The organism is Belnapia moabensis DSM 16746, assembly GCF_000745835.1.
GTDB lineage: Bacteria > Pseudomonadota > Alphaproteobacteria > Acetobacterales > Acetobacteraceae > Belnapia > Belnapia moabensis.
The window spans coordinates 17,443-38,092 of the sequence record NZ_JQKB01000051.1 but is presented as its reverse complement, the minus strand read 5'-3'; the positions used below and the strand labels follow the sequence as shown (position 1 = coordinate 38,092).

Here is a 20,650-nt window from a genome sequence, read left to right as displayed (position 1 = left end):
CCCGCCGGCAAGGTGATCCACGCCATCCTTGACAACTACGCCACCCACAAGCACCCAAAGGTCCGGCAGTGGTTGGCTGATCATCCGCGCTGGGTCTTCCACTTCACGCCGACATCGGCGTCCTGGATCAACGCCGTCGAGGGCTTCTTCTCGGCCATCACACGCAGGCGCATCCGCCGCGGCGTCTTTCAGTCAGTCCCCGACCTGCAGGACGCCATCACCCATTACATCCGCGACCACAACAAGAAGGCCAAGCCATTCGCCTGGACCAGGCCTGCCGACACCATCCTCGGCACGCTGGCCAGGCTTCCTGCACCTTCCGTTTGAGTCAGTGCACTAGCGGCGCTCACGGGCGGCACCGGCGTGGTCAGCTCCATGGCGCCGCCCCCGAGGGCTAAGGCGAGGCAGCGCTTCGAGGCTGCCGGGGAGACGGCGCCCTCGATTGAGGCGGAGACGGACACGGCCCACAGACCAGAGTTCGTGATCGTCGACCACGAGCTCTCTCCCAGCCAGATCCGCAACCTGGAGCGGGCAACGGGTGCCCAGGTGCTCGATCGCACCGGCATCATCCTCGAGATCTTCCATCGCCATGCCAACACGCGTGAGGCGAAGCTCCAGGTAGAGATGGCGCGCCTGAAATACGTGGCGCCGCGTTTGCGGGAGTCGTCGGGCGGCGGCGAGCGGCGGCAGGGGCCGGGCGCGGGCGAGAGCAACCTCGACCTCGACCGTCGCAAGATCCGTGATCGACTTGCGGAACTGAAGGAGCAGCTGGAAGCGGTGCAGCGGGACAGCGACCACCGCCGCTCCGCCCGGCGGGACCAATTGCGGGTGGCTCTGGTCGGCTATACCAACGCGGGCAAGTCCTCCCTGATGCGAGCCCTGACGGGCAGCCAAGTGCTGGTGGAAGACAAACTCTTCGCCACGCTCGACACCACCGTCCGAATCCTGCAACCGGAAACCCGGCCGCGGGTGCTTGTCTCGGACACGGTCGGCTTCATCAAGCAGCTGCCGCACGACCTCGTCGCTTCCTTCCGTTCCACCCTCACGGAGGCGTTGGAGGCATCGCTGCTGCTCTATGTCGTGGACGCGTCGGACCCGACCTATGAGGCGCAGCTCGAGGTGAGCCGCAGCGTGCTGCGCGAGATCGGGGCGGATGTGGTGCCATCCCGGCTGGTGCTGAACAAGATGGACCGGGTGGACGCTGCCGGGCGCGCCGCCCTGGTCGAGAAGCATCCGGACGCGATCCCCCTTTCCGCTCACTCGGCTGGGGATGTCAGCGCGCTGCGCGACACCATCATCGCCTTCTTCGAGGCGTCCATGGTGGAGGCTGTACTGTTACTGCCCTACGCGAAGCAGGGTCTCATCGGCGAGGTCTACGAGAGCGCGCGGATCCTGTCGGAGGAGTATGACGAGAATGGCCGGGTGCTGAAGCTTCGCGGCCTTCCCGGCGCCATCGCGCGTCTGCGGCGAAGCCTTGCTGCCAGCTGAGCTCAAATGCATTGCAACAGCGTCCCCGGCCGGGGCTACGGCTGAGCCGGGCCACCTGCCGCCATAGCCTTTCTGGCGCGGCGGTTGGATGCCTACCCTGCTCTGAGCGCCTTCCGCACCGCGTCGAGCACCGCCTCATGCGTTGCCAAGATCCGCCGCAGCGTGGGTTTCCCTTTGTCGCTCGCCTCGGCGATGCCCTCGTGCATTTCCTCGATCCCCGTTGTCATCTGCTCGGCCAAGCCGGAGAGCCGCTCCTGTAGCTGCTCGTTGTCGTCCTGGAGTTCAGCTGACTAAATCGCCGGGACGCGAGAGAATTCGGCGGCAGCGCGGACCGGTGGGACGCCCGCTTGTAGGAGCTTGATGAGGGGCCCCAAGTCGGCATTCGGGGAGCGGGACATGCTTGGGAAGGTAGGTAAGCGGACCGTGGCTGGCTAGCCGACGCGGGGCTGCTTTGAATCGAAACCCGCCGATTGGATTTTAACCCTAAAAACTTCAAATCGGATCTGCAAAGCGACTGAGACCCTAAAGTGCATAAGGTTTGGAGTGGATCGGCGACCAATGCCGCGTCCGGGCCCAACTACACCGACGACCCCGATTCAAAGATCTCCAGCGTCTTTGTCGCGCATGACGACGGTGACCGGTTGGACGATGTTCTTCGCCAGACGCTGCAGGACCACCTTACCGGTTACGTGGACGATGCCGCCAATCCGCTCGTAAATCACGACCTCGGCGCCGCGCGGGCCGGACGCGGTCGGCGGCATCCGGCACCTCCGGCGGCCAGCGGCGGCGCTGACCGGAAGCGGCGCCTTTCCTTGGTGCGGTGCCCGTGGTGCCGTCAGGACCCGCCCTACACCTACCGTTCGCGCACTGCCTCCGCCATGTGGACGAGCCGGATATGCCGGTCGTCCGAGGCGGCCGGGTCGTTCAACGCGGCGAGTGGTTGGGATCGGGGAAGGTGACCGTCAAGATGGTTCCGTTGCTGCCGGAGCTGCTCTCCGCCCGACCGGAATGTGTGGCGAAAATGCCGCAGCAATTTACCTCCTGGGCAGTGCGGGTGGTTAAAAGGTGACACCCCGATCTCGCACGCCTAGCTGCGTGCCATGCCAGCCCAGCACAGCCTCCATGTCGCCCTGACAGCGGAACTCTGCCGCCTCGTCGAGCGCCTCGTCGCCTCCGGCCGTTACCAAACCTCCAGCGAGGTGGTCCGCGCCGGTTTGCGGCTGCTGGAGCGCGCCGAGGCGCTGCCGCCCGAGTCCTTCACTCCCCCGCCCCGCCGTCCTCGCCCTGAGCAACAGAAATGAACAGCCGCAAGGTCGACCTCGCCCGCCATCGGTTGCCGAGCTCGGGCCGTCTCGCCGAACTCGTCCTGGAGAGTTCGGCCGATTTCGCCGTTCTCACAGCCGACCTGGACGGCATCATCACGAGCTGGAACAGCGCCGCCGAGCGCGTAATGGGCTGGCCGGAGGAGGAGGCCGTCGGTCAGGACATCCGGATGATCTTCACGCCCGAGGACCAGGCAGAGGGTTTCGGCACGGAGGAGATGGCGCAGGCCCGAAGCGGCGGACGCGCTGTGGACGAGCGCTGGCACATGCGCAAGGACGGCTCCCGCTTCTGGGGCGCGGGGTCCATGGCCCCGCTCCGGGATGAGGCGACAGGCGAGCACCTTGGCTACGTCAAGATCGTGCGGGACCGAACGGAGCAGCACCTGGCCGGGCAGCGCCTGCGGGCCAGTGAGGCGGTGCTGCGCAGCGTCCTCGAGAGCAGCGCGGACTGCCTCAAGCTGCTCACCCTCGACGGGTGCCTCACCTTCATGAACGGCCCCGGCCTGCGCATGCTGGGGACCGACAGCTTCGACGCGGTCAGGGGCAAGCGCTACGCCGACCTCTGGCCGGAGGAGGAGCGGGTCAAGGTCGAGGCGGCGCTGGCCGAGGCGGCCGCCGGGCGGGTGGCCCGCTTCGAGGGACGAGGTCCAGCCGCCCGGGGCGAGCTGAGGTGGTGGGACGTGCAGGTCACCGCAGTGCCGGGTGCGGACGAGCGCCCGGAACTACTGCTGGCCTCCTCGCGCGACGTCACCGAGCGCGAGCGGTCCCGCGAGATCCTGCGCCTCAGCGAGGCGCGGTTGCGGGCCGCACTGGGCATCAGCACGGTCGGCGTATTGTTCTGGGGTCCGGACTTCGGCCTGACGGAGGCGAACGACGCCTTTCTGCGGATGACCGGCTTCAGCCACGACGAAGCGATCGGCAAGACTTGGCAGGAGCTGACCCCGCCGGAGTTCCACGCCGCCTCGTTGAAGGCGGTTGAGGAGGTGACCACGCTCGGCGAGGCCGTGCCCTATGAGAAGCAGTATTACCGCAAGGACGGATCGCGCTGGTGGGGCCTGTTTGCGCCGCGGCGCATCGGCGACGAGGTGGTCGAGTTCGTGCTCGACGTTACCGACCGTAGAGAGGCCGAGGCGGCGCTGCGGGCCGGCGATGAGCGCTTCCGGGCGCTGGTGGCTGCCACCGCATCCGCGGTCTGGACCACCGATGCCCGGGGCCTCGTGTGCGAGGACTCGCCAAGCTGGCGCGCCTTCACCGGCCAGACGTCGGAGCAGTGGCTCGGAACCGGCTGGGCCGACGCTGTCCATCCGGACGACCGCGCCCGCGCGGTTGAGGAATGGGCGGCTGCCGTCACGGACGGAACGCCCTTCGACACCGAGTTCCGGCTGCGCCGGGCGGATGGCGAGTGGCGCCTCGTCGCCGCACGCGGCGTCCCGGTCCGCGGAGCCGACGGGACCGTCCGCGAGTGGGTCGGCACGAACACCGACATCACGGCCCGACGCCGGGCCGAGGAGGCGCAGCGTGCCATCGAGGAGCGCTACCACCTCGCCGTGCGGGCCACCAACGACGCCATCTGGGATTGGGATCTGCGGAGCGACCGGATCGAGTGGAACGAGGCGCTTCACGAGAACTTCGGCCACCTGCCGGTGCAGATTGACCCTTCAGGCGGCTGGTGGCTCGAACACATTCATCCCGAGGACCGGGAGCGGATCTCCCGCTCCATCCACGCGGTGATCGACGGCGGCGACCGCTGGGCCGACGAGTACCGCTTCCTGCGGGCCGACGGCAGCTACGCCGATGTGCTCGACCGCGGTTTCATGGTGCGCCGGCAGGGCGGCGAGCCGGTGCGGATGATCGGGGCCATGCTTGACGTCACCGAGCGCAGGCAGTCCGAGCGGGAGCTGCGACGCCTTAACGAGCACCTCGAGGTCGAGGTGGTGCGCCGGGCCGAGCAACTCCGGCTCCATGAGGAGGCGCTGCGTCAGAGCCAGAAGCTCGAGGCCGTCGGCCAGCTCACGGGCGGGGTGGCCCACGATTTCAACAACCTGCTGACTGTCATCCGCTCGTCTGCCGGGCTGCTCCGGCGCCCCGATCTGCCGGAGGAGCGGCGCCGCCGCTACGTCGAGGCGATCGTTGACACCGCCGACCGCGCCGCCAAGCTGACTGGGCAGCTCCTGGCCTTCGCGCGGCGCCAGCCGCTCAAGCCGGAAGTGTTCGTGGTAAGCGAGCGGGTCAAAGCCGTCGTCGAACTCGTCCGTCCGCTGGTCGGCGCCCGCATCGGCATCCAGGCGGCATTCGAGTGCGAAGACTGCACCGTCGAAGCGGATCCCAACCAGTTTGAGACGGCGCTGGTCAATCTCGCGGTGAACGCGCGCGACGCGATGGACGGCGAGGGACAGCTGAAGGTCCGGACTTGGTTGGCGTCCGGGGTGCCGCCCACGCGCGGCCACGCGGGAACGCCGGGCGCCTTCGTCGCAGTGTCCGTGTCCGACACTGGGTTGGGGATCGCGCCCGAGCTGCTGGGGCGGATCTTTGAGCCGTTCTTCACGACTAAGGATGCGGGCAAGGGGACCGGGCTCGGCCTGAGCCAGGTCTACGGCTTCGCCAAGCAGTCCGGGGGCGAGTTGCAGGTCGAGAGCGAGGTCGGCCAGGGCACGACCTTCACGCTCTACCTGCCGCACTCGGACCGCAAGGCGATGGTGCCGCCGATCCGGCTCGCAGAGGAGGCCGACGCGCCTGTCGACGGGTGCCGAAACGTGCTTCTGGTCGAGGACAACACGCAAGTTGGCGACTTTGCCCGGCAGTTGCTCGAGGATCTAGGCTACGTGGCAACCTGGGCTCCGAACGCCAGGGCCGCCCTCGAAGTGCTGGAGGAGGACGCGAGCCGATTCGACGTGGTGTTCTCCGACGTGGTGATGCCAGGGATGAACGGGGTTGAGCTCGGGAAGGAGATCCGGCGGCGGTGGCCGGACCTGCCGGTCGTCCTGACCAGTGGCTACAGCCATGTGCTGGCGAACGGCGGCGCCCAGGGCTTCGAGCTCTTGCACAAGCCCTACTCGGCCGAGGGACTGTCGCGGGTGCTGCGGTCGAGCCGTTGAGCAGCTTTCGCTCGGCTAAGTGCGCTACTCCGTCGCGCGACGGCTTCCGCTCGGGGCGACCCGGGAGCGGCTGGACCGCTAACCGTCCCGGTGGGCATGTGTGTACGGTAACTTGCCCACCGCACGCTGATGCCTCTACCCAGAGGTAGGGGCCGCGGTGACAGGGCGTGTCGCGGCGGAGGTGAGGCCATGGGCGATAGGGTGACGGGGTCCGGCACCGCCGCACAGGCTGACCCCGGCGAGGCACGCGCGGAACGACGTCCGCCGGGCCTGCAGTTTCATCTAGTCAGCCTCGTTCTCGCATCGCTGCTCCCCGCGCTGACCATTGGTGGGGCGGCCGCGTGGCACCTCGCGGAGAGCTACAGCCGCTCCTTTGAGGCCCGGCTCCAGGACACCGCCCGGGCTCTCGCCCTCTATCTCGACGGCGAGATCGAGCACCAGGTCGCGGCTGTCGTGGCGCTCGCCGCCTCGCCGACCCTGGAGCGTGATGACCTCGCCGCCTTCGGTCCCTGGGCCCGCCGCGTGGGCGAGGCGCTCGGCGGCTGGGTTATCGTGAACGATGCGGCTCCGGGGCACCGCCAGCTGCTGAACACGAACCTCCCCGAGGGCGCACTCCTGCCGCCGCCGTCGCCACCTGGCGAGGGCGCCTGGGACGTCATCCGGCGGGCAGTCGAGACCGGCCAGCCCGCCGTCTCCGACCTCTTCGTCGGCCGGGCGAGCGGTCGCGCCGTTGTCGCCATTGCAGCCCCAGTCCTACGTCAGGGCCAAATCACACGGGTCGTCGTCCTCGGTATCGACCCGGCCCGCTTGTCGGGGAAGCTGCAGGCGAAGGGACCGTCAGGCGATGCCTTCGTCTCGGTCGCCGACAGGCAGGGACGGATCGTGGCCCGGTCACGTGACCACGAGCGCTTCCTCGGCACGGTGCCCCGCAGCCGCTCTGTCCCCGACACGGAACGCTCCCGCGGGGTGTTCAAGGCGCAGTCCGTTTACGGGGACACCGCCCTGTTCTCGGCGCAGCCCATCCCGGCCGCCGCTGGCTGGACCCTCGTGGTGGCAGAGCCGTACGCCCGTTACCGGGCGAGTTGGTTTGGCCCTGTCGCGGCACTGGTCGCAAGCGCTGCCGCGGCGGTTGCCATTGGCCTGGCGGTCGCGGGAGTGCTCGCACGCCGCATCCTGCGGCCGGTCAACGCCCTCGTTCTCCGCGCCGACGCCAGGGCTGCGGGTCGGGACGGCGGCGGGCCGACACCACCCGCGAGCGTGGCCGAGTTTGAGGTGCTGCGGGTAGCGAGCGAGCGGGCCGAAGCTGCGCTGGCGGCGCGGGAGGCGGAGTTCCGCGCCATCTTCGAGACCGCCGCGACGGGGGTGGTCGAGGTCGACGCGCGCACCCGCCGCTACATCCGCGTCAATCGGCGCTTCTGCGAGATCGCGGGCCGGTCAAAGGAGGAGCTTGTCGGCGGTTTGGGACCGGACGACCTTTGCCATCCAGCCGACCGCGAGCGGGTCGCAGCCAACCTCGCCATCGCAGGGAATGGCGAGGTCGAGCAGGAGTGTCGGCTGCTACGCCCGGATGGCACCGTGATCTGGGTCCGGGCAAGCGCCTCCATCTCGGTCAGGGACGCTGACGGCAAGCCGCTGCGTGCAGTGAGCGTGTTGCAGGACATCACGGAACGGCGCCGGGCCGAGGAAGCGCGGACCCTGCTGACCCGCGAGGTGGACCACCGAGCCAAGAACGCGCTCGCGGTGGTCCAGGCGGCGGTTCGTCTGACACCGAGAGCCGATGCGGCTGCCTACGCCCGTTCGATCGAGGGACGCGTGGGAAACCTGGCCCGGGCGCACACCCTCCTGGCCAACGCGCAATGGTCTGGCGCCGACCTCGGTGCCCTGGCTCGCGCCGAGCTGGATGCCTTCGTATCCACCCGGGGCGATGCCGTCGGTGACCTCCCGCGAGTGGAACTCGACGGCCCTCCCGTGACGCTCGCGCCCGGAGCCGCCCAGGGACTCGCCATGACGCTGCACGAGCTGGCGACCAATGCGACCAAGCACGGGGCGCTGTCGGTGGCAGGCGGACACGTCCGTCTGTCCTGGACGGTGGACCGGGAGGCGGACCTGCTCCGGCTCCGCTGGGCTGAGAGCGGCGGACCCCATGTAGGCGGTCCGCCGTCGGTCCGCGGTTTCGGCTCCAGGGTGGTCGAAAGCACTCTCCGGCGCCAGCTTGGCGGCACGCTGCGACCGGCGTGGCACGCCGACGGGCTGGTGCTCGAGGCCGACCTGCCGCTGGCGCGTGTCCTGCCTCGGGAGCCTGTTGCTGGCTTGAATGAGCCATGACCGGGTCCGAGGGTGACTCCACCGTCGCCTATGGGGTCGTAGGCTCCTTTCCCAAACCGCCCACCAGCGATTGCGTCCGGTGCAACACAACGATTGCGCGAGCGTTTCTGGGCATCCTCTAACGAGATCGAGGCCCGTGTGCGTGTCCTGGTGATCGACGACAACCCGGATGACCGGCTGCTGGCCGCCCGCGAGCTGCGCCGCGGCTTCCCGGACGCTAGCCTCGTCGAGGTGGATAGCGCCGGGGAGTTCGACACCGCGCTGTCCGAGGCTCGCCCGAATCTCGTCGTCACCGACTACCAGATGGGCTGGATGGATGGCCTGGACGTTCTGCGCCGGGTCAAGGCGCTCGACCCCGACATTCCCGTGGTCATGGTGACCGGTACCGGAGGCGAAGCGGTTGCAGTCGAGGCCATGCGGGAGGGAGTCGACGATTACCTTCTCAAGAAGGGGCACGAGTATGCCCGGCTGCCCGTGGCCATCCAGGCCGCCATCGACCGAACACGCCAGCGCAGGCAAGCGCGGCAGGCGCAGGAGCGCTACCGGAGCCTCTTTCAGCACGTCCCGGTCGGCCTGGCGATTTGCCGTGCAGGCGGCGAGGCCGTCGAAGCCAACGACGCCCTGCTCGCCATCCTCGGAGCACCGCCGCAGGCACCCGGTGTGGCACTGGCTCAGCTGTCACGGTGCCTCAGCGTCAATCACCGGACCGAATGGGAGGCGGCCAAGGGTGGTGCCGCCCCCGAGACCGAGTTCCAGCGCCTCGACGGCGAGTTGACCGCCGTCGTGATGCGTGCGAGGCGGATCGCGGGCGAGGACGGCACCGAACTCTTCGAATGCGCGGTGACCGACATCACTCCGATCCGGCGCGCTCAGGAAGAGCGGACCGTGCTGCTGGCCGAGCTCTATCATCGCGTGAACAACAACCTCCAGATCCTTACGGCCTTCGTCTTGACGCTCGCCAACCGAACGTCGGATCCGGCGGTCCGCCGCTCGCTGGAGGAACTGTCCTCCCGCATCCATTCCATCGCCCTCGTGCAAAGCCGCCTCTACAAATCGGGTGACTACGCGCGGGTGAACCTGCGGGAATTCCTGGAAGAACTGCTCGCCAGCTTGTTCCAGGGGCCGGACATCGCCGTCTCCACGAGCCTGGAGGATGTGATCGTGCCGGTCAGCCGCGCCATCCCGATCGGTCTCATGGCCAACGAGCTGCTGCTGAACGCCCTCAAGCATGCGTTCGACGGGGTGGTGGAGCCAAGCGTGTCGGTTTCGCTCCGCCGCTTGCCCGGTGAGCCCAAAGAGCGGGCGCTGCTCCTCGTGGAGGACAACGGCGTCGGCATGACTGACGGGGAGCCCGGCGAGCGGAGCCCGCGCGGCGGCTATGGCACGCGCCTGCTGAAGTCCCTGTCGCGGCAGGCGGAGGCCAAGATGGAAACCACATCCGAGCTGGGCCGCGGCACGCGGATCGCGCTCGACTTCCTGGTGAGCTGACGCCATGACGGAGCCAAGCCCCCGCCACAGGGTACTCGTCGTCGAGGACGAGGGCGTCCTGTCCGGCTACATCGAGGACGTGCTCGAGGATGCCTCCATCGAGGTGGTCGGCGTCGCCACCACCGGCGCCGAGGCGCTGGAGATGGCCGAACGCACCGAGCCGGACCTAGCCCTAGTCGACCTGGCGCTCGGGGGATGCGTGGGTGGTGCCGAAACTGCTCGCCTCCTGCGGGAGCAGTTCGATATCGCGCTGGTGCTGGTGAATGGCAAGGATGCTGAGGCAGCACAGGCGTGGGCGGCTGGGTCGACTCCCTCGGAGATCCTGCATCGCCCGTTCCTACCCCGGCACCTGCTCCACGCCCTGAGATCCGTCGCGGCGAAACTCCGGTCGTGAGTGCCACGAGCAGGTTGCTCCAGCCCGCTGGCTCGCTTGAACGGCGGCTGCTCCTCCTGGTCGCCGCCGTCGCCCTGCCGCTCTTGGGCGTCGCCACCTTCGCCGTCCGCGACGCCTTTCTGACCGAGCGCGCCCGCGCCGAGGAGCGGTTGCAGACCCGTGCCCGGGCCATGGCGGTGCTCGTGGACCGGGAGATCGGGCGGGTTGAGGCGCTGCTGCGCACGGCGGCCCGCTCGGAGTTCCTCCGCTCCGGGGATGTCCGAAGTTTCCTGACCGAGGCCGAGGCGGTGGCCGCGGAGTTGGGTGGCGCCTGGGTCGGGGTGACGGAGCGGGACGGCACCCGGCTCCTCAACACCTTTTGGCCCGACGGCGCCCCACCGCCGGGGTCGCGCGGCTCGGAGACTGCCAGCCTGGCTCTCGCTGCAGGCCGCACCGCGGTGTCGAACCTCGTCCAGGACACCAGGGGCGGGGAGCGGACACCGGTGATCGTCGTCGCCGCGCCGGTGGCCCGCTCGGGCCCGGGCGGGGGGGGCGCCTACGCTGTCACGGCGGCGGTGCGCGTGGACACCTTGGGAGTGGTGCTCGGCGAACTGGAGCTTACCCAGGGCTGGGTCGGGGTGGTCCTCGACGGGGTCGGCACCATCGTGGCCCGTACTGTGCGGCCCGGAGACACCGTTGGCCTGCGGGCGAGGCCGTCGGTCCTGGAGGCGCTCGCATCCGGGCATCCGACCGGGATTGTCCACGGCGTGCGGACCCTCGAGGACACCCTCTCGGTCGTGGCTTATGCCCGGATCCCTCGAACCGGTTACGTCACCCTGGTCGCAGTGCCGGATGAGGTCTTCGCGGCACCGCTTCGCGCCGCTCTCATCCGCACCGTTTCCATCGGCGCCGTCTTGGCGCTTGCTGGGCTGCTGCTTGCGCTGGCGACGGCGCGGCAGCTTGCCCGCGCCCTGGGCAGGCTGGTCAATGGTCCCTCGGGCACCGGCCTGTCCGGCGTCCGCGAGATCGATGCCGTCGCCCGCCGCCTAGCGGCCACCGACGCTGAACGCGACCGGGCCGAACGCGAGCTGCGCGCCGCGCGCGACGAGGCGGTGGAGATCCTCGAGAGCATCGGCGACGGTTTCTACGCGCTCGACGCCGATCGGAGCGTCGCCTACGTCAACGGCCGGGCTCTCGAAACCTTCGGCAAGCCGCGGGAAGACCTCCTTGGTCGGCGCTTCGACGAGGTGTTCCCGGGGGCAGCGGGCAGCCCGGTCACACCCATCCTGCACGAGGTCGCCAGCCGCGCCGAGCCACGCGAGTTCGAGGTCGATGCGCCCCTTCAGGGACGCTGGACCGCGTTCAGCGCCTATCCCCGGCGGGGCGGTGGCGTGTCGGTCTACTTCCGCGACGTCTCCGCCCGCCGTGCGGCCGAGGCGGCTCTGCGCGAGAGCGAGGAGCAGTTCCGCGCAACCTTCGAGCAGGCCGCCGTTGGCATCGCCCATGTCGGGCTGGACGGGTGCTGGCTCCGAGTGAACCAACGTCTGTGCGAGATCACGGGCTATCCCACGGACGAGTTGCTGCGCCTCGGCTTCCAGGACATCACCCACCCGGACGACCTCGACACCGACCTGGACCAAGTGCGTGCGCTCGTGGCTGGCGAGCTAGAAAGCTACCGGATGGAAAAGCGGTACCTGCGTCCGGACGGAACTCCGATCTGGGTCCTGCTCACCGTGTCCCTGCTGCGCCCGTCCGCTGCTGACGCGCGGCCCTACTTCGTCTCCGTCGTCGAGGACATCTCGGAGCTCAAGCGCGCCGAGGCAGCGCGGCGAGAGAGCGAACGGCGATACCGGTTCCTGGCCGAGAACAACCCGCAAATCGTCTGGACGGCGCGGCCGGACGGCTTGCTGGACTACTTCAACCAGCGCTGGACCGAGGTCACCGGATTGCCGGTGGAAGCCGGGACCGGAGAGGGCTGGGCGGCGGCCATCTACCCCGACGATCTGCCTCGCATGAATGCCGCCTGGGCCAAGTCGCTTGCCACGGGGGAACCCTACGCGGTCGAGCACCGGGTCCGTACGCGCGATGGTGCCTGGCGCTGGTTCCGGACGCAGGCGGCCGCGCTGCAGGCGGCGGATGGCGACATTCAGATGTGGGTCGGCACCGCCGCCGACATCCACGACGAGCGCGAGGCGCTCGAGCAGGTCAGGCGCCTGAATGCCGAGTTGGAGCACCGGGTCGCCGAGCGGACGGCGCAGCTGGCCGACGCGAACGCTGAGCTGGAGTCATTCGCCTACAGCGTGGCGCACGACCTGCGCGCGCCGCTGCGGGGCATGCAGGGCTTCTCGCGGGCCCTGCTCGAGGATTATGCCGACGCTCTGGACGAAACCGGACGGGACTACGCCGGGCGCATCGCGCGCGGTGCGGAGCGGCTCGACGACCTCATCAACGACCTGCTCGCCTACAGCCGCCTTTCCCGTGAGGAGATCCGCCCCGAGCCGGTTGCGCTCGAAGGGCTGCTCGCCGACGTGCTGCGCCATATGGACCCTCAGATCGAGACAGCTCGGACCATCCTCCAGCTCGAGCGGCCGCTCCCCAAGGTCATCGGCCAGCGTGCCGTGCTGACACAGGTGCTGATGAACCTTCTCGGCAATGCCATAAAGTTCATCCCGCCGGGTGCCGAGCCGCGGGTCCGCGTCTGGGCCGAGCACCGCGGCGGCAACGTCCGGGTCTGGGTCGAAGACAACGGCATCGGCATCCGTCCCGAGCACTGCGACAAGATTTTCCGGGTGTTCGAACGCCTGCACGGGCAGAAGGCATATCCCGGCACCGGCATCGGACTCGCCATCGTCAAAAAGGGCATCGAGCGCCTCGGCGGCGCTGTTGGAGTGGAGTCCGAACTCGGCTGCGGGAGCCGGTTCTGGTTTGAGTTGCCCAAGGAGAAGCCCGACCATGGACATGCGTGAGTTCCCAGTCCTCCTGGTCGAGGACAACGAGGACGACATCCTGTTCGTCCAGCGCGCATTCCGGCGGGCCAAGCTGTCGAACGCGCTCCCCGTGGTGGAGGATGGGGACGCCGCCGTCGCCTATCTCTCTGGCCAGGGCGAGTATGCCGACCGCGACCGCCATCCCATGCCGACCCTGATCCTGCTGGACATCAAGCTCCCTCGTCGTAGCGGCCTCGAGGTGCTGGAGTGGTTACGCGCCCAGGCGGGTCTTCGGCGCATTCCGGTGGTGATGCTAACCTCGTCGAGGGAAAGCGCGGACGTGGACCGCGCCTTTGACCTGGGGGCAAGCGGCTACCTCGTGAAGCCGGTGGACTTCAATGGGCTGCTCGAGATGGTCAAAACCATCGGGATGTACTGGATGGTTATGTCCGAGCTGCCCTCGGCACCCCTGGAAGCCCCGCCGCCATCCTGAGACGGTTGGGATGGGTCTGGTTCGGCAGTCCTTACTGGAGTGAGGTATTCGGCGCCTGCGCGGCTGCCGCGATACCATTGGGGTCGCGGATGCAGCGGTCAGAGAATGGCGGAGCACAGACCGGGTTTGTTGCCACAAATATTTTTACGCGTCTGTCTGGAGGAATAATCAACCTCTGATTTCCAAAAGTGCCTCGACTGTTCTGCATTCAATCCGCTACCTAGATGGATAACGGAACCGTGAGTGCTGCCGGAGTTTGGGTGGTGCCGCGAGTGGGATGAGAACGGAAGCGCATGCTGGACACCCTGGCCCGTTGGCTCTTCGACCCGTCCGGGCTGACGCCACATGGCTTCTGCCTCCTGTGGGAGCCTTGGCTCATTTGGACCCACGCCGTGTCGAATGTCGCCATCGGCGTGGCTTACTTCACCATCCCCTTGGCGCTGACGGTCTTCGCTCGGCGCCGCCGCGACCTCGCCTTCAGGCCGGTGTTCTGGCTCTTCGCCGCCTTCATCCTGCTCTGCGGCACTGGCCACTGGCTCGACCTGCTCACCATTTGGGTTCCGGCTTATGGGCTGGAGGGTATCGTCAAGGCTGGAACGGCCGTGGTTTCAGTGGCGACTGCCGTCGCGCTCTGGCCGCTGCTGCCGAAGGCCCTCGCCCTGCCGTCGCAGACGCAGCTCCGCGAAGCGAACCGGGCGCTGGGGCTGCTCGCCGAGGAGCGTAGGCTCTCTGCGGAGGCGCTGCGCGAAAGCGAGGCCCAGTACCGTACATTGTTCGCGCAGGCGCCCCTCCCGCTCCACTCGCTCGACCTCGAAGGCCGCATCCTGTCCGTCAGTGAGCGGTGGCTCGAGTTCATGGGCTATGGAAGCCGTGAGGAGGTGCTCGGGCGCCACCTCACCGAGTTCATGGAGGATGGAGCCAAGCAGACATTCAGCGCGTGCTGGCCGCGCTTCGTCGTGGAAGGCGCGTTCAATGACCTCGAATTCCGGCTCGTCAAGCGTTCCGGAGAAGTTGCTGAAGTGCTCATCTCGGCCCGGCTCATCCGCGACGAGGCGGGAGCACCGGTTCGCACCATGGGCGCCATCGTGGACGTCACGGAGCGGAAGCGGGCCGAGGCAGCGTTGCGCGCCAGCGAGGAGCGGCTGCGCCAAGCGCAGAAGATGGAGGCGGTTGGCCAGCTCACTGGTGGCATCGCCCACGACTTCAACAACGTCCTGACTGCTGTCATGGGAAATCTGGGCTTCATCCGCAGGCGGGCGGGTGAGGACCGCCCCGACCTCGTGCGCTTCGCCGACAACGCGCTCGACGCGGCCGGGAAGGCCGCCGGGCTCACGGCGCAGCTCTTGTCCTTCTCGCGGCGCCAGCGCCTTCACCCTAAGCCGCTGGACCCGGTCGAGGTCGTGGAGGGCATGCGCACCCTCCTCAAGCGGACGGCAGGGGACAGGATTGGCCTCTCGGTCGAGGCCAATGGTGATGTCGGATGCTGCCTGGCGGACCGGAACCAGCTGGAGTCGGCGGTGCTGAACCTAGCCATCAATGCCCGCGATGCCATCGCCGGGGCTGGCCGCATCGTCATCTCCCTGGGTGCCGAGCGCGTGGCCGCGGGGCCGGACAGCTGGCCGCCGAGCGGTGACTACGTCCGCATCGCGGTTCGCGACGACGGGCCGGGCATGCCGGAGGAAGTCCGCCATCGCGCCTTCGAGCCGTTCTTCACAACCAAGCCGCCCGGACAGGGAACCGGGTTGGGGCTGGCTCAGATCCACGGTTTCGTGCACCAGTCCGGCGGCACGGTGACCATCGACAGCGCGCCGGGGAAGGGGACCGAGGTCACCATCCTTTTGCCGCGGTCCGAGGCCACGCCAGACGACGGCCACCGGATGTGCGCCGTTGCCTCCGACGCGTCACCTGGCCAGGGCGAGACCGTCCTGCTGGTTGAGGACGACGCATTGGTGCGCGGCGCCATGGCGGCGACCCTCGTCGAACTGGGCTACCAGGTGCTCGAAGCGGAGGATGCCGACGCGGCGCTGGCAGCGTTCAAGGTTGCCGCGGGCGTGGATGCCGTCGTCACCGACCTGACGATGCCCGGCAGCATGGACGGCCTGGAACTGGCCGAGACCGTTCGCGCCCGCAGCCCCGAACTCCCTGTCGTCCTGGTGACGGGCCATCTCGACCCGCTGCGCGAGCGGCGGCTGCCGGACGGCGTGACGTTCCTGCAGAAGCCTTGTACGCGCGTTCAACTGGCGGACGCGCTTCAACGCGCCTTGGTCGGAATGTCGGAGCCTGTTCAGGTGTAGGTCTGATCCGAGCCAAGAACTGCGTTAAGCAATCGGACCTTGCCATTGCATGGTATGAACCTGGATGGCGAGGGTGTTGGGGTCGGGCAGCGCCGCAGCCGCAGCGTCAACTGCCCTTGGATACGGTTGCGCGCGCATTGCGGAGATGCACCTGAGCTGCGATGCGGCCCGGGTTGCCGCGACTTCCTTCATGCCCGAGAACCTCGTTGCCGGGCTTTCTCCTCGCGGACGTGCCTGCGCCAGCCTTTCGACTTCCGAACCGTAGTCGGCGCTGCCGCAGCTGTCTTCTCCGGCGCGATGCGCTCGAGCGCGCGGCGGGCAGCACGGGCCGCTGCGGCTACAGGCTTGCCGATGGCAGCATTCAGCAAATCAGGGATGACCACGATGTCAAGAACCTCGCTGTTCGGGGGAGGTCACCTGCCCTCCCGCTGACATGCAACGCAGCAAGCCCGAGGTGGTGGCGGCACAACGTGTCATCCTGCGCCTTGCCGCGTTCAGGTCCCATGTCAGAAGCTCCGGGCCGAAACGTCGCGTCGTCTGTGGTCATTCCTGAATCGCGATCAAGCGACGGGCGCGGGGCGGCCAACCCCGCCTGCATCCCGGCGCGGGGCTGGCGGCAGGTGCTGGTCCGCTGCTTCCGGCGGGTCTTCGAGGACCGCTTGCTTGGCGAAGCGGCGGCGGTTGCCTTCTACGCTCTCCTTGCCGTGTTTCCCGCGCTCGCCGCGCTGGTGGCGCTGTGCGGCCTCTTCGTTGATCCGGAGGTCGCGGCGGAGAAGTTGCAGGCCCTGGCTGGTATGCTGCCTGCCGGATCGGCGGAGGTGGCGCGGGATGCCTTGGGGAGGATGGCAGCCGTGGGCGGCGGTCAGCTCGGCCTGGCTGCCACTCTCGTCGCGGCCGCGCTCTGGAGCGCCACTGCCGCGGCGATGCAGTTGTTCGGGGCACTGAACGTCGCCTACGGCGAGCGCGAGGCACGCGGTCTCGTCCGGCTGGTCGGCATGGCCCTGTTGTTCGCGCTCGGGTCTGTGGCGTTCGCCGTTTTGGCCCTCGGCGGTGTCCTGGGTGTGCCGCTCGCGCTCGCGGCTGCGGCCGGGCCGGGCGGCGCCATGGACTGGCTGCTGCGCCTCCTGCGTTGGCCACTACTGCTCGCCGCGGTCTCGGTCGTCCTCGCGCTCGCCTATCGCCACGGCCCGTGCCGCGCCTGCCCTCGTTGGCATTGGGTCAGTTGGGGTGGTGCTTTGGCGGCGTTGGCCTGGCTGCTCGGGTCGGCCGCGGTGTCCTGGTACATGCAGCGGGTTGGCCGTTACGATTGGCTCTATGGCTCGGTTGGGGCTGTGCTCGGCTTCATGCTATGGGCCTTGGTCTCCACTGCGGCTGTCCTTGTCGGCGCGGTGCTCAACGCCGAGCTCGAGCGGCAGGCCATGCCGGAGGCGGAACCCGCACCGCCTGGGTCGTAGGTCGTTGCGAATGGCGGAGCATGGTCGGGTGGGCGGGGCCCGAAGCGATATTGCAGAAACTGGGGACGCCGAGCGCGGTTGAAGGTCTGCAGAGTGCCATGCAGCCGCCGTAAAACCATTCCCGGACCGAATGATCCACCCAAATGGAAGCGACCAAGAGCTAGACGGTGTTGGGGAACTCTCATCGCCGCTCGAGGAACAATTGCCTGACGAGATGACGCTCCTCCGCACCGTCATCGGGGCGCTCGGCGAGGCGGTCATCATCACGGATCCCGAGCTGGACGCGCCCGGCCCTCGCATCCAGTACGTCAATCCCGCCTTCACGCGGCTGACTGGCTATGCACCGCATGAAGTTTTGGGCCAGACGCCGCGGATCCTCCAGGGCCCGAACACCGACCGCACCTTCCTCGATGATCTACGGGCGACATTGACGGCGGGCCGTAGCTTCCGCGGGGAGGCCATCAACTACCGCAAGGATGGCACCCAATACGTTGTCGAATGGTCGATCACCCCCGTTTTGGAGGGCGACCGCGTCACGCATTGGGTTGCCGTGCAGCGCGACGTAACCGAACTCAGGCGCGCCGAGGAGCAGCGGAGGCGATTGGCCGCCGAGGTGAACCACCGGGTGAACAACAATCTTGCTGCCCTGCAGTCTGTGGCAGCTCAGACCGCACAAAAAGCGGAAACGGCGGCCGAGTTCAAGGACGCCTTTCAGGAGCGCCTTCGCGCCCTGGCCCGCGTGCACCGGCTACTCGCGAGGCGCTATTGGGCAGGTATCTCCCTAGGCGAGCTGGCGGAGGCACAGGTGGCGCCGCATCTGGGAGGGAAAGTGGAGCGCCTGCGGGCCTCGGGGCCGGAGGTCTCGCTCTGTCCCGGCGCTGCCGTTGCGCTCGGCATGGCGTTGAGCGAACTGGCCGCGAACGCGGCTGATCACGGCGCGCTGTCGGTGTCCGGCGGATACGTGCATCTCCATTGGGAGATTGAGGCCGGCACCGATGGCGACCGGCTCATCCTCCGCTGGACTGAGGAGGGTGGTCCGCCGGTCCGGCCGCCATCGGGTCGTGGCTTCGGTTCCCGCTTGGTCGAGCGCGGCCTCCAGCAGGAACTGCGGGCTGAAGCTTGGCTGCTGTTCGAGCCTTCGGGCCTGCGTTGCGAGATCAGCTTGCCCATCGATACCCTAATTGGCGCGGAAAGGTGAGGGTCCCTTCCTGAGCCGTGGTGACCCCTTTGCCCCGTGTTGAGGCGGCCGCGATGGACTCTCCGAGCCGCTCCCTGCGGCATCGCTGGGTAAGGTTAGGTATCGCCGAATCTGCCAACGGGTCATCCCGCCCAAGCGTGCGAGTTCGACCACTTGGTCGCCGCGGGTCAGCAAACTGATGTTGGATCAGGTCGTTCAGGCACGGACGCCATTCGGGCGTGGCTCCGAAATCAGAAAACCCTACAGGGTCAAGGTCTGCTCCAGATCGTATTTTTAGTTCGATTTCGGGCAGAATAATCAGGAGACTTCACCATGACCCAAAACATCACCGCCTACTTCGATACCGTTCAGTCTGCCCAAAAGGCCGCGGACAACCTGGCGCAGCAGGTCAGCGGCGTTCGAGCCGAAGTTTACGATAGCACCACCTCGTCTCGTTTGACCGCCTTGTCTTTGCCGCAGGAGGACGCGGCATCCATGGCCGAAGGGTTCCGGCGTGGTGGTGGCGTTGTCCATGCAGAGGTGCCGGAGGGTCGGTTCGATGAGGTGGCTAATGTCCTCGAGGCCAGCGGTGCCATTGACCTGTCGACCCGCGAGGAGGAATGGCGGCGGGAGGGTTGGACCGGTGGCTCAGCCTCCCCAACCGCCGTGTCTTCGGCGGGCACGACCCATGCCGGTTCCGGTGCCGTGGAGCGGCTTGGCGCCGCGCCGGATGAGGCGCGCATCCCGGTCGTTGAAGAGCGGCTGAGCGTTGGCAAGCGTGAAATTACCCATGGCAGGGTCCGGATCCGCAGCTACGTCGTCGAGACACCGGTGCAGGAGCAGGTGACCCTGCACCAGGAGCATGTGGACGTCCAGCGTCGCACCGTCGACCGGCCGGTAACTGGGGCTGACGCTGCCCTGTTCCAGGAGCGGACGATCGAAGCGACCGAAACTGCCGAGGAAGCCGTTATCTCCAAGGAAGCGCGGATCAAAGAGGAGCTGGTCGTCCGTAAGACGGCCGATGAGCGAACCCAGAGCGTTACCGATACGGTGCGTCGCACCGAGGTAGAGGTGGAGGACGACCGCATTCCCGGCGCGCCGAGCTCGACAGTAGGCAAGACCACGACCCGAGGTCCCAACGCCGTCTGACGTCGCTAGATGGGAGGTCGTGCTGGGTTCCCGGGGGAGTTGCCGTCGGGATCCAGCACGCCAACCTGCTATCGAGTTCCAGATGTTTAGCCCCGATGCAGAGGTATGGCTTCGTCGGCGCCGCAAGCATTTCTGTGTTGCGCTATTTCGAAGCGTTGGCACCACCGAGGGGAATGCACGAGAGCTCCGATGGCGGTGACCAGCCGCTCTGCATCAAAGGGTTTATGCAACATTGTCGCGGTGGCGTGCCCGCCTGCGTCTTGGCCCTCGCTGTAATCCGTGGCGAATGGGCTTCGAATTATTTCCCTTGGACGCGTAGCCAAGTGTCCATCCGAGAATAAATGGCCCCGCATCAATGGCGTGTGGGACCTAGTTTTCATATCGAGGGCATCTTAACCCAGGCCAAAGCCGGCCTGATGGGCCATTGGCTTCTACTACGCTCCTTCAGTAAATGGTTGATCTCAGACAAATTGCTCTCGGATGGACACTAAGCCCTGGACTGAGTCTTCTTGTCTTGATGGGAAGCAACACAGGTATCTGGACATCAGAGAAAACGCATTACTACGATATCGATCTAATCTTAGCGTCAACGACCCTACCCATGCACCAGCGCCACCTTTGGCCGTTAAGACGCTGTACGCGAATAAACTCCTTATTGCTCCTGGGTTTGGCCGACGATCCGCCGCGAGATGATGGAGATCATTGCAATCCAGATGTGCCCGGCAAAGAGGTCGGCGGCGCGGTCGTAGACGATGTTGAGCCGCCGGTAGCGGCTGAGCCAGGCGAACAGCCGCTCCACAACCCATCTGATCCCGTTCGGCAGGAAGCGGCCGTCCCGCGTGCCGCCAGGCGAGATGGAGACATGGATGTCATGCTCGAGCGCTGCCGTGGCGAAGGGCGCGCCCTTGAAGCCGCTGTCGCCGAGGAGGTCACCTTCGAAGCCGAGTGCTGCTAGCCGCGGCAGCATCGGCAGGACGCCCGCGCGGTCGTCCGTGTTGGCTGGCTGCAGTTCGAGATCGAGCAGCGAGCCGTGCTTGTCGCAGACCGCGAACAGCTTCACGCCCT

Annotated in this window: 16 protein-coding genes; 13 read left to right on the top strand and 3 right to left on the bottom strand. The window is 67.6% G+C overall.

Features of this window, described 5'->3' with window-relative positions; translation table 11 throughout:
- Together EP26_RS22165 and hflX are read left to right on the top strand one after the other, a co-directional pair.
- On the top strand, nucleotides 1–327 hold a 327-nt coding region (locus EP26_RS22165; protein ID WP_043341976.1), incomplete at its 5' end, for an IS630 family transposase.
- Between the two features lie 48 nt (nucleotides 328–375).
- On the top strand, nucleotides 376–1,488 hold the full coding sequence (gene hflX / locus EP26_RS22160; protein WP_245624474.1) for a GTPase HflX: 1,113 nt from the start codon (nucleotides 376–378) through the stop codon (nucleotides 1,486–1,488).
- 92 nt (nucleotides 1,489–1,580) lie between these two features.
- Here the strand turns inward: hflX and EP26_RS35135 are convergent, their stop codons facing one another.
- Both EP26_RS35135 and EP26_RS35130 read right to left on the bottom strand, forming a co-directional pair.
- Nucleotides 1,581–1,727, bottom strand: a complete 147-nt coding sequence (locus EP26_RS35135) for a hypothetical protein (protein ID WP_157033680.1) — start codon at nucleotides 1,725–1,727, stop codon at nucleotides 1,581–1,583.
- A 357-nt stretch (nucleotides 1,728–2,084) separates the two neighbouring features.
- Nucleotides 2,085–2,249 (bottom strand): hypothetical protein, encoded by a 165-nt coding sequence (locus EP26_RS35130; RefSeq protein ID WP_157033679.1) that lies wholly within the window; start codon nucleotides 2,247–2,249, stop codon nucleotides 2,085–2,087.
- Nucleotides 2,250–2,588: 339 nt separating this feature from the next.
- On the opposite strand from EP26_RS35130, the gene EP26_RS33415 reads away from it, so the two are divergent.
- The 11 genes from EP26_RS33415 to EP26_RS22105 all read left to right on the top strand — a co-directional run bounded on the left by EP26_RS33415 (nucleotide 2,589) and on the right by EP26_RS22105 (nucleotide 19,585).
- The gene (locus EP26_RS33415) at nucleotides 2,589–2,789 is read left to right on the top strand and encodes a type II toxin-antitoxin system ParD family antitoxin (protein WP_084112769.1); all 201 of its coding nucleotides are present in this window, start codon (nucleotides 2,589–2,591) and stop codon (nucleotides 2,787–2,789) included.
- The gene (locus EP26_RS22150; protein ID WP_052389526.1) at nucleotides 2,786–5,905 is read left to right on the top strand and encodes a PAS domain S-box protein; all 3,120 of its coding nucleotides are present in this window, start codon (nucleotides 2,786–2,788) and stop codon (nucleotides 5,903–5,905) included. Before EP26_RS33415 ends, EP26_RS22150 begins: the two co-directional genes overlap by 4 nt.
- Nucleotides 5,906–6,094: 189 nt before the next feature.
- The gene (locus EP26_RS22145) at nucleotides 6,095–8,230 is read left to right on the top strand and encodes a PAS domain S-box protein (RefSeq protein ID WP_043341973.1); all 2,136 of its coding nucleotides are present in this window, start codon (nucleotides 6,095–6,097) and stop codon (nucleotides 8,228–8,230) included.
- A 93-nt stretch (nucleotides 8,231–8,323) separates the two neighbouring features.
- Nucleotides 8,324–9,718, top strand: coding sequence for a sensor histidine kinase (locus EP26_RS32280; RefSeq protein WP_084112767.1), 1,395 nt, complete (start codon nucleotides 8,324–8,326; stop codon nucleotides 9,716–9,718).
- 4 nt (nucleotides 9,719–9,722) lie between these two features.
- Nucleotides 9,723–10,112, top strand: coding sequence for a response regulator (locus tag EP26_RS22135; RefSeq protein ID WP_052389524.1), 390 nt, complete (start codon nucleotides 9,723–9,725; stop codon nucleotides 10,110–10,112).
- A gap of 83 nt (nucleotides 10,113–10,195) precedes the next feature.
- Entirely contained in the window at nucleotides 10,196–13,057 is a 2,862-nt protein-coding gene (locus EP26_RS32275; RefSeq protein WP_157033678.1) for a PAS domain S-box protein, read from the top strand.
- Nucleotides 13,044–13,511: a response regulator gene (locus EP26_RS22125; protein ID WP_043341972.1), complete on the top strand. Its 468-nt coding sequence runs from the start codon at nucleotides 13,044–13,046 to the stop codon at nucleotides 13,509–13,511. Before EP26_RS32275 ends, EP26_RS22125 begins: the two co-directional genes overlap by 14 nt.
- A 293-nt stretch (nucleotides 13,512–13,804) precedes the next feature.
- The gene (locus tag EP26_RS22120; RefSeq protein ID WP_043341970.1) at nucleotides 13,805–15,805 is read left to right on the top strand and encodes an ATP-binding protein; all 2,001 of its coding nucleotides are present in this window, start codon (nucleotides 13,805–13,807) and stop codon (nucleotides 15,803–15,805) included.
- A gap of 620 nt (nucleotides 15,806–16,425) precedes the next feature.
- Entirely contained in the window at nucleotides 16,426–17,259 is an 834-nt protein-coding gene (locus tag EP26_RS36355) for a YihY/virulence factor BrkB family protein (protein WP_169747452.1), read from the top strand.
- A gap of 214 nt (nucleotides 17,260–17,473) precedes the next feature.
- Entirely contained in the window at nucleotides 17,474–18,457 is a 984-nt protein-coding gene (locus tag EP26_RS22110; RefSeq protein ID WP_052389521.1) for an HWE histidine kinase domain-containing protein, read from the top strand.
- A gap of 312 nt (nucleotides 18,458–18,769) precedes the next feature.
- Nucleotides 18,770–19,585: a YsnF/AvaK domain-containing protein gene (locus EP26_RS22105; protein ID WP_052389520.1), complete on the top strand. Its 816-nt coding sequence runs from the start codon at nucleotides 18,770–18,772 to the stop codon at nucleotides 19,583–19,585.
- 652 nt (nucleotides 19,586–20,237) lie between these two features.
- Here the strand turns inward: EP26_RS22105 and EP26_RS22100 are convergent.
- The coding region (locus EP26_RS22100; protein ID WP_043341984.1) for a transposase at nucleotides 20,238–20,650 on the bottom strand (413 nt) is incomplete at its 5' end.

What these genes read in the sequence shown, in the direction of transcription:
- EP26_RS33415 (WP_084112769.1), top strand. Translation starts at nt 2,589, where the DNA reads ATGCCAGCCCAGCACAGCCTCCATGTCGCCCTGACAGCGGAACTCTGC.
- EP26_RS22150 (WP_052389526.1), top strand. Translation starts at nt 2,786, where the DNA reads ATGAACAGCCGCAAGGTCGACCTCGCCCGCCATCGGTTGCCGAGCTCG.
- hflX (WP_245624474.1), top strand. Translation starts at nt 376, where the DNA reads ATGGCGCCGCCCCCGAGGGCTAAGGCGAGGCAGCGCTTCGAGGCTGCC.
- EP26_RS22135 (WP_052389524.1), top strand. Translation starts at nt 9,723, where the DNA reads ATGACGGAGCCAAGCCCCCGCCACAGGGTACTCGTCGTCGAGGACGAG.
- EP26_RS22105 (WP_052389520.1), top strand. Translation starts at nt 18,770, where the DNA reads ATGACCCAAAACATCACCGCCTACTTCGATACCGTTCAGTCTGCCCAA.
- EP26_RS35130 (WP_157033679.1), bottom strand. Translation starts at nt 2,249, where the DNA reads ATGCCGCCGACCGCGTCCGGCCCGCGCGGCGCCGAGGTCGTGATTTAC.
- EP26_RS22120 (WP_043341970.1), top strand. Translation starts at nt 13,805, where the DNA reads ATGCTGGACACCCTGGCCCGTTGGCTCTTCGACCCGTCCGGGCTGACG.
- EP26_RS22110 (WP_052389521.1), top strand. Translation starts at nt 17,474, where the DNA reads ATGACGCTCCTCCGCACCGTCATCGGGGCGCTCGGCGAGGCGGTCATC.
- EP26_RS22145 (WP_043341973.1), top strand. Translation starts at nt 6,095, where the DNA reads ATGGGCGATAGGGTGACGGGGTCCGGCACCGCCGCACAGGCTGACCCC.
- EP26_RS22125 (WP_043341972.1), top strand. Translation starts at nt 13,044, where the DNA reads ATGGACATGCGTGAGTTCCCAGTCCTCCTGGTCGAGGACAACGAGGAC.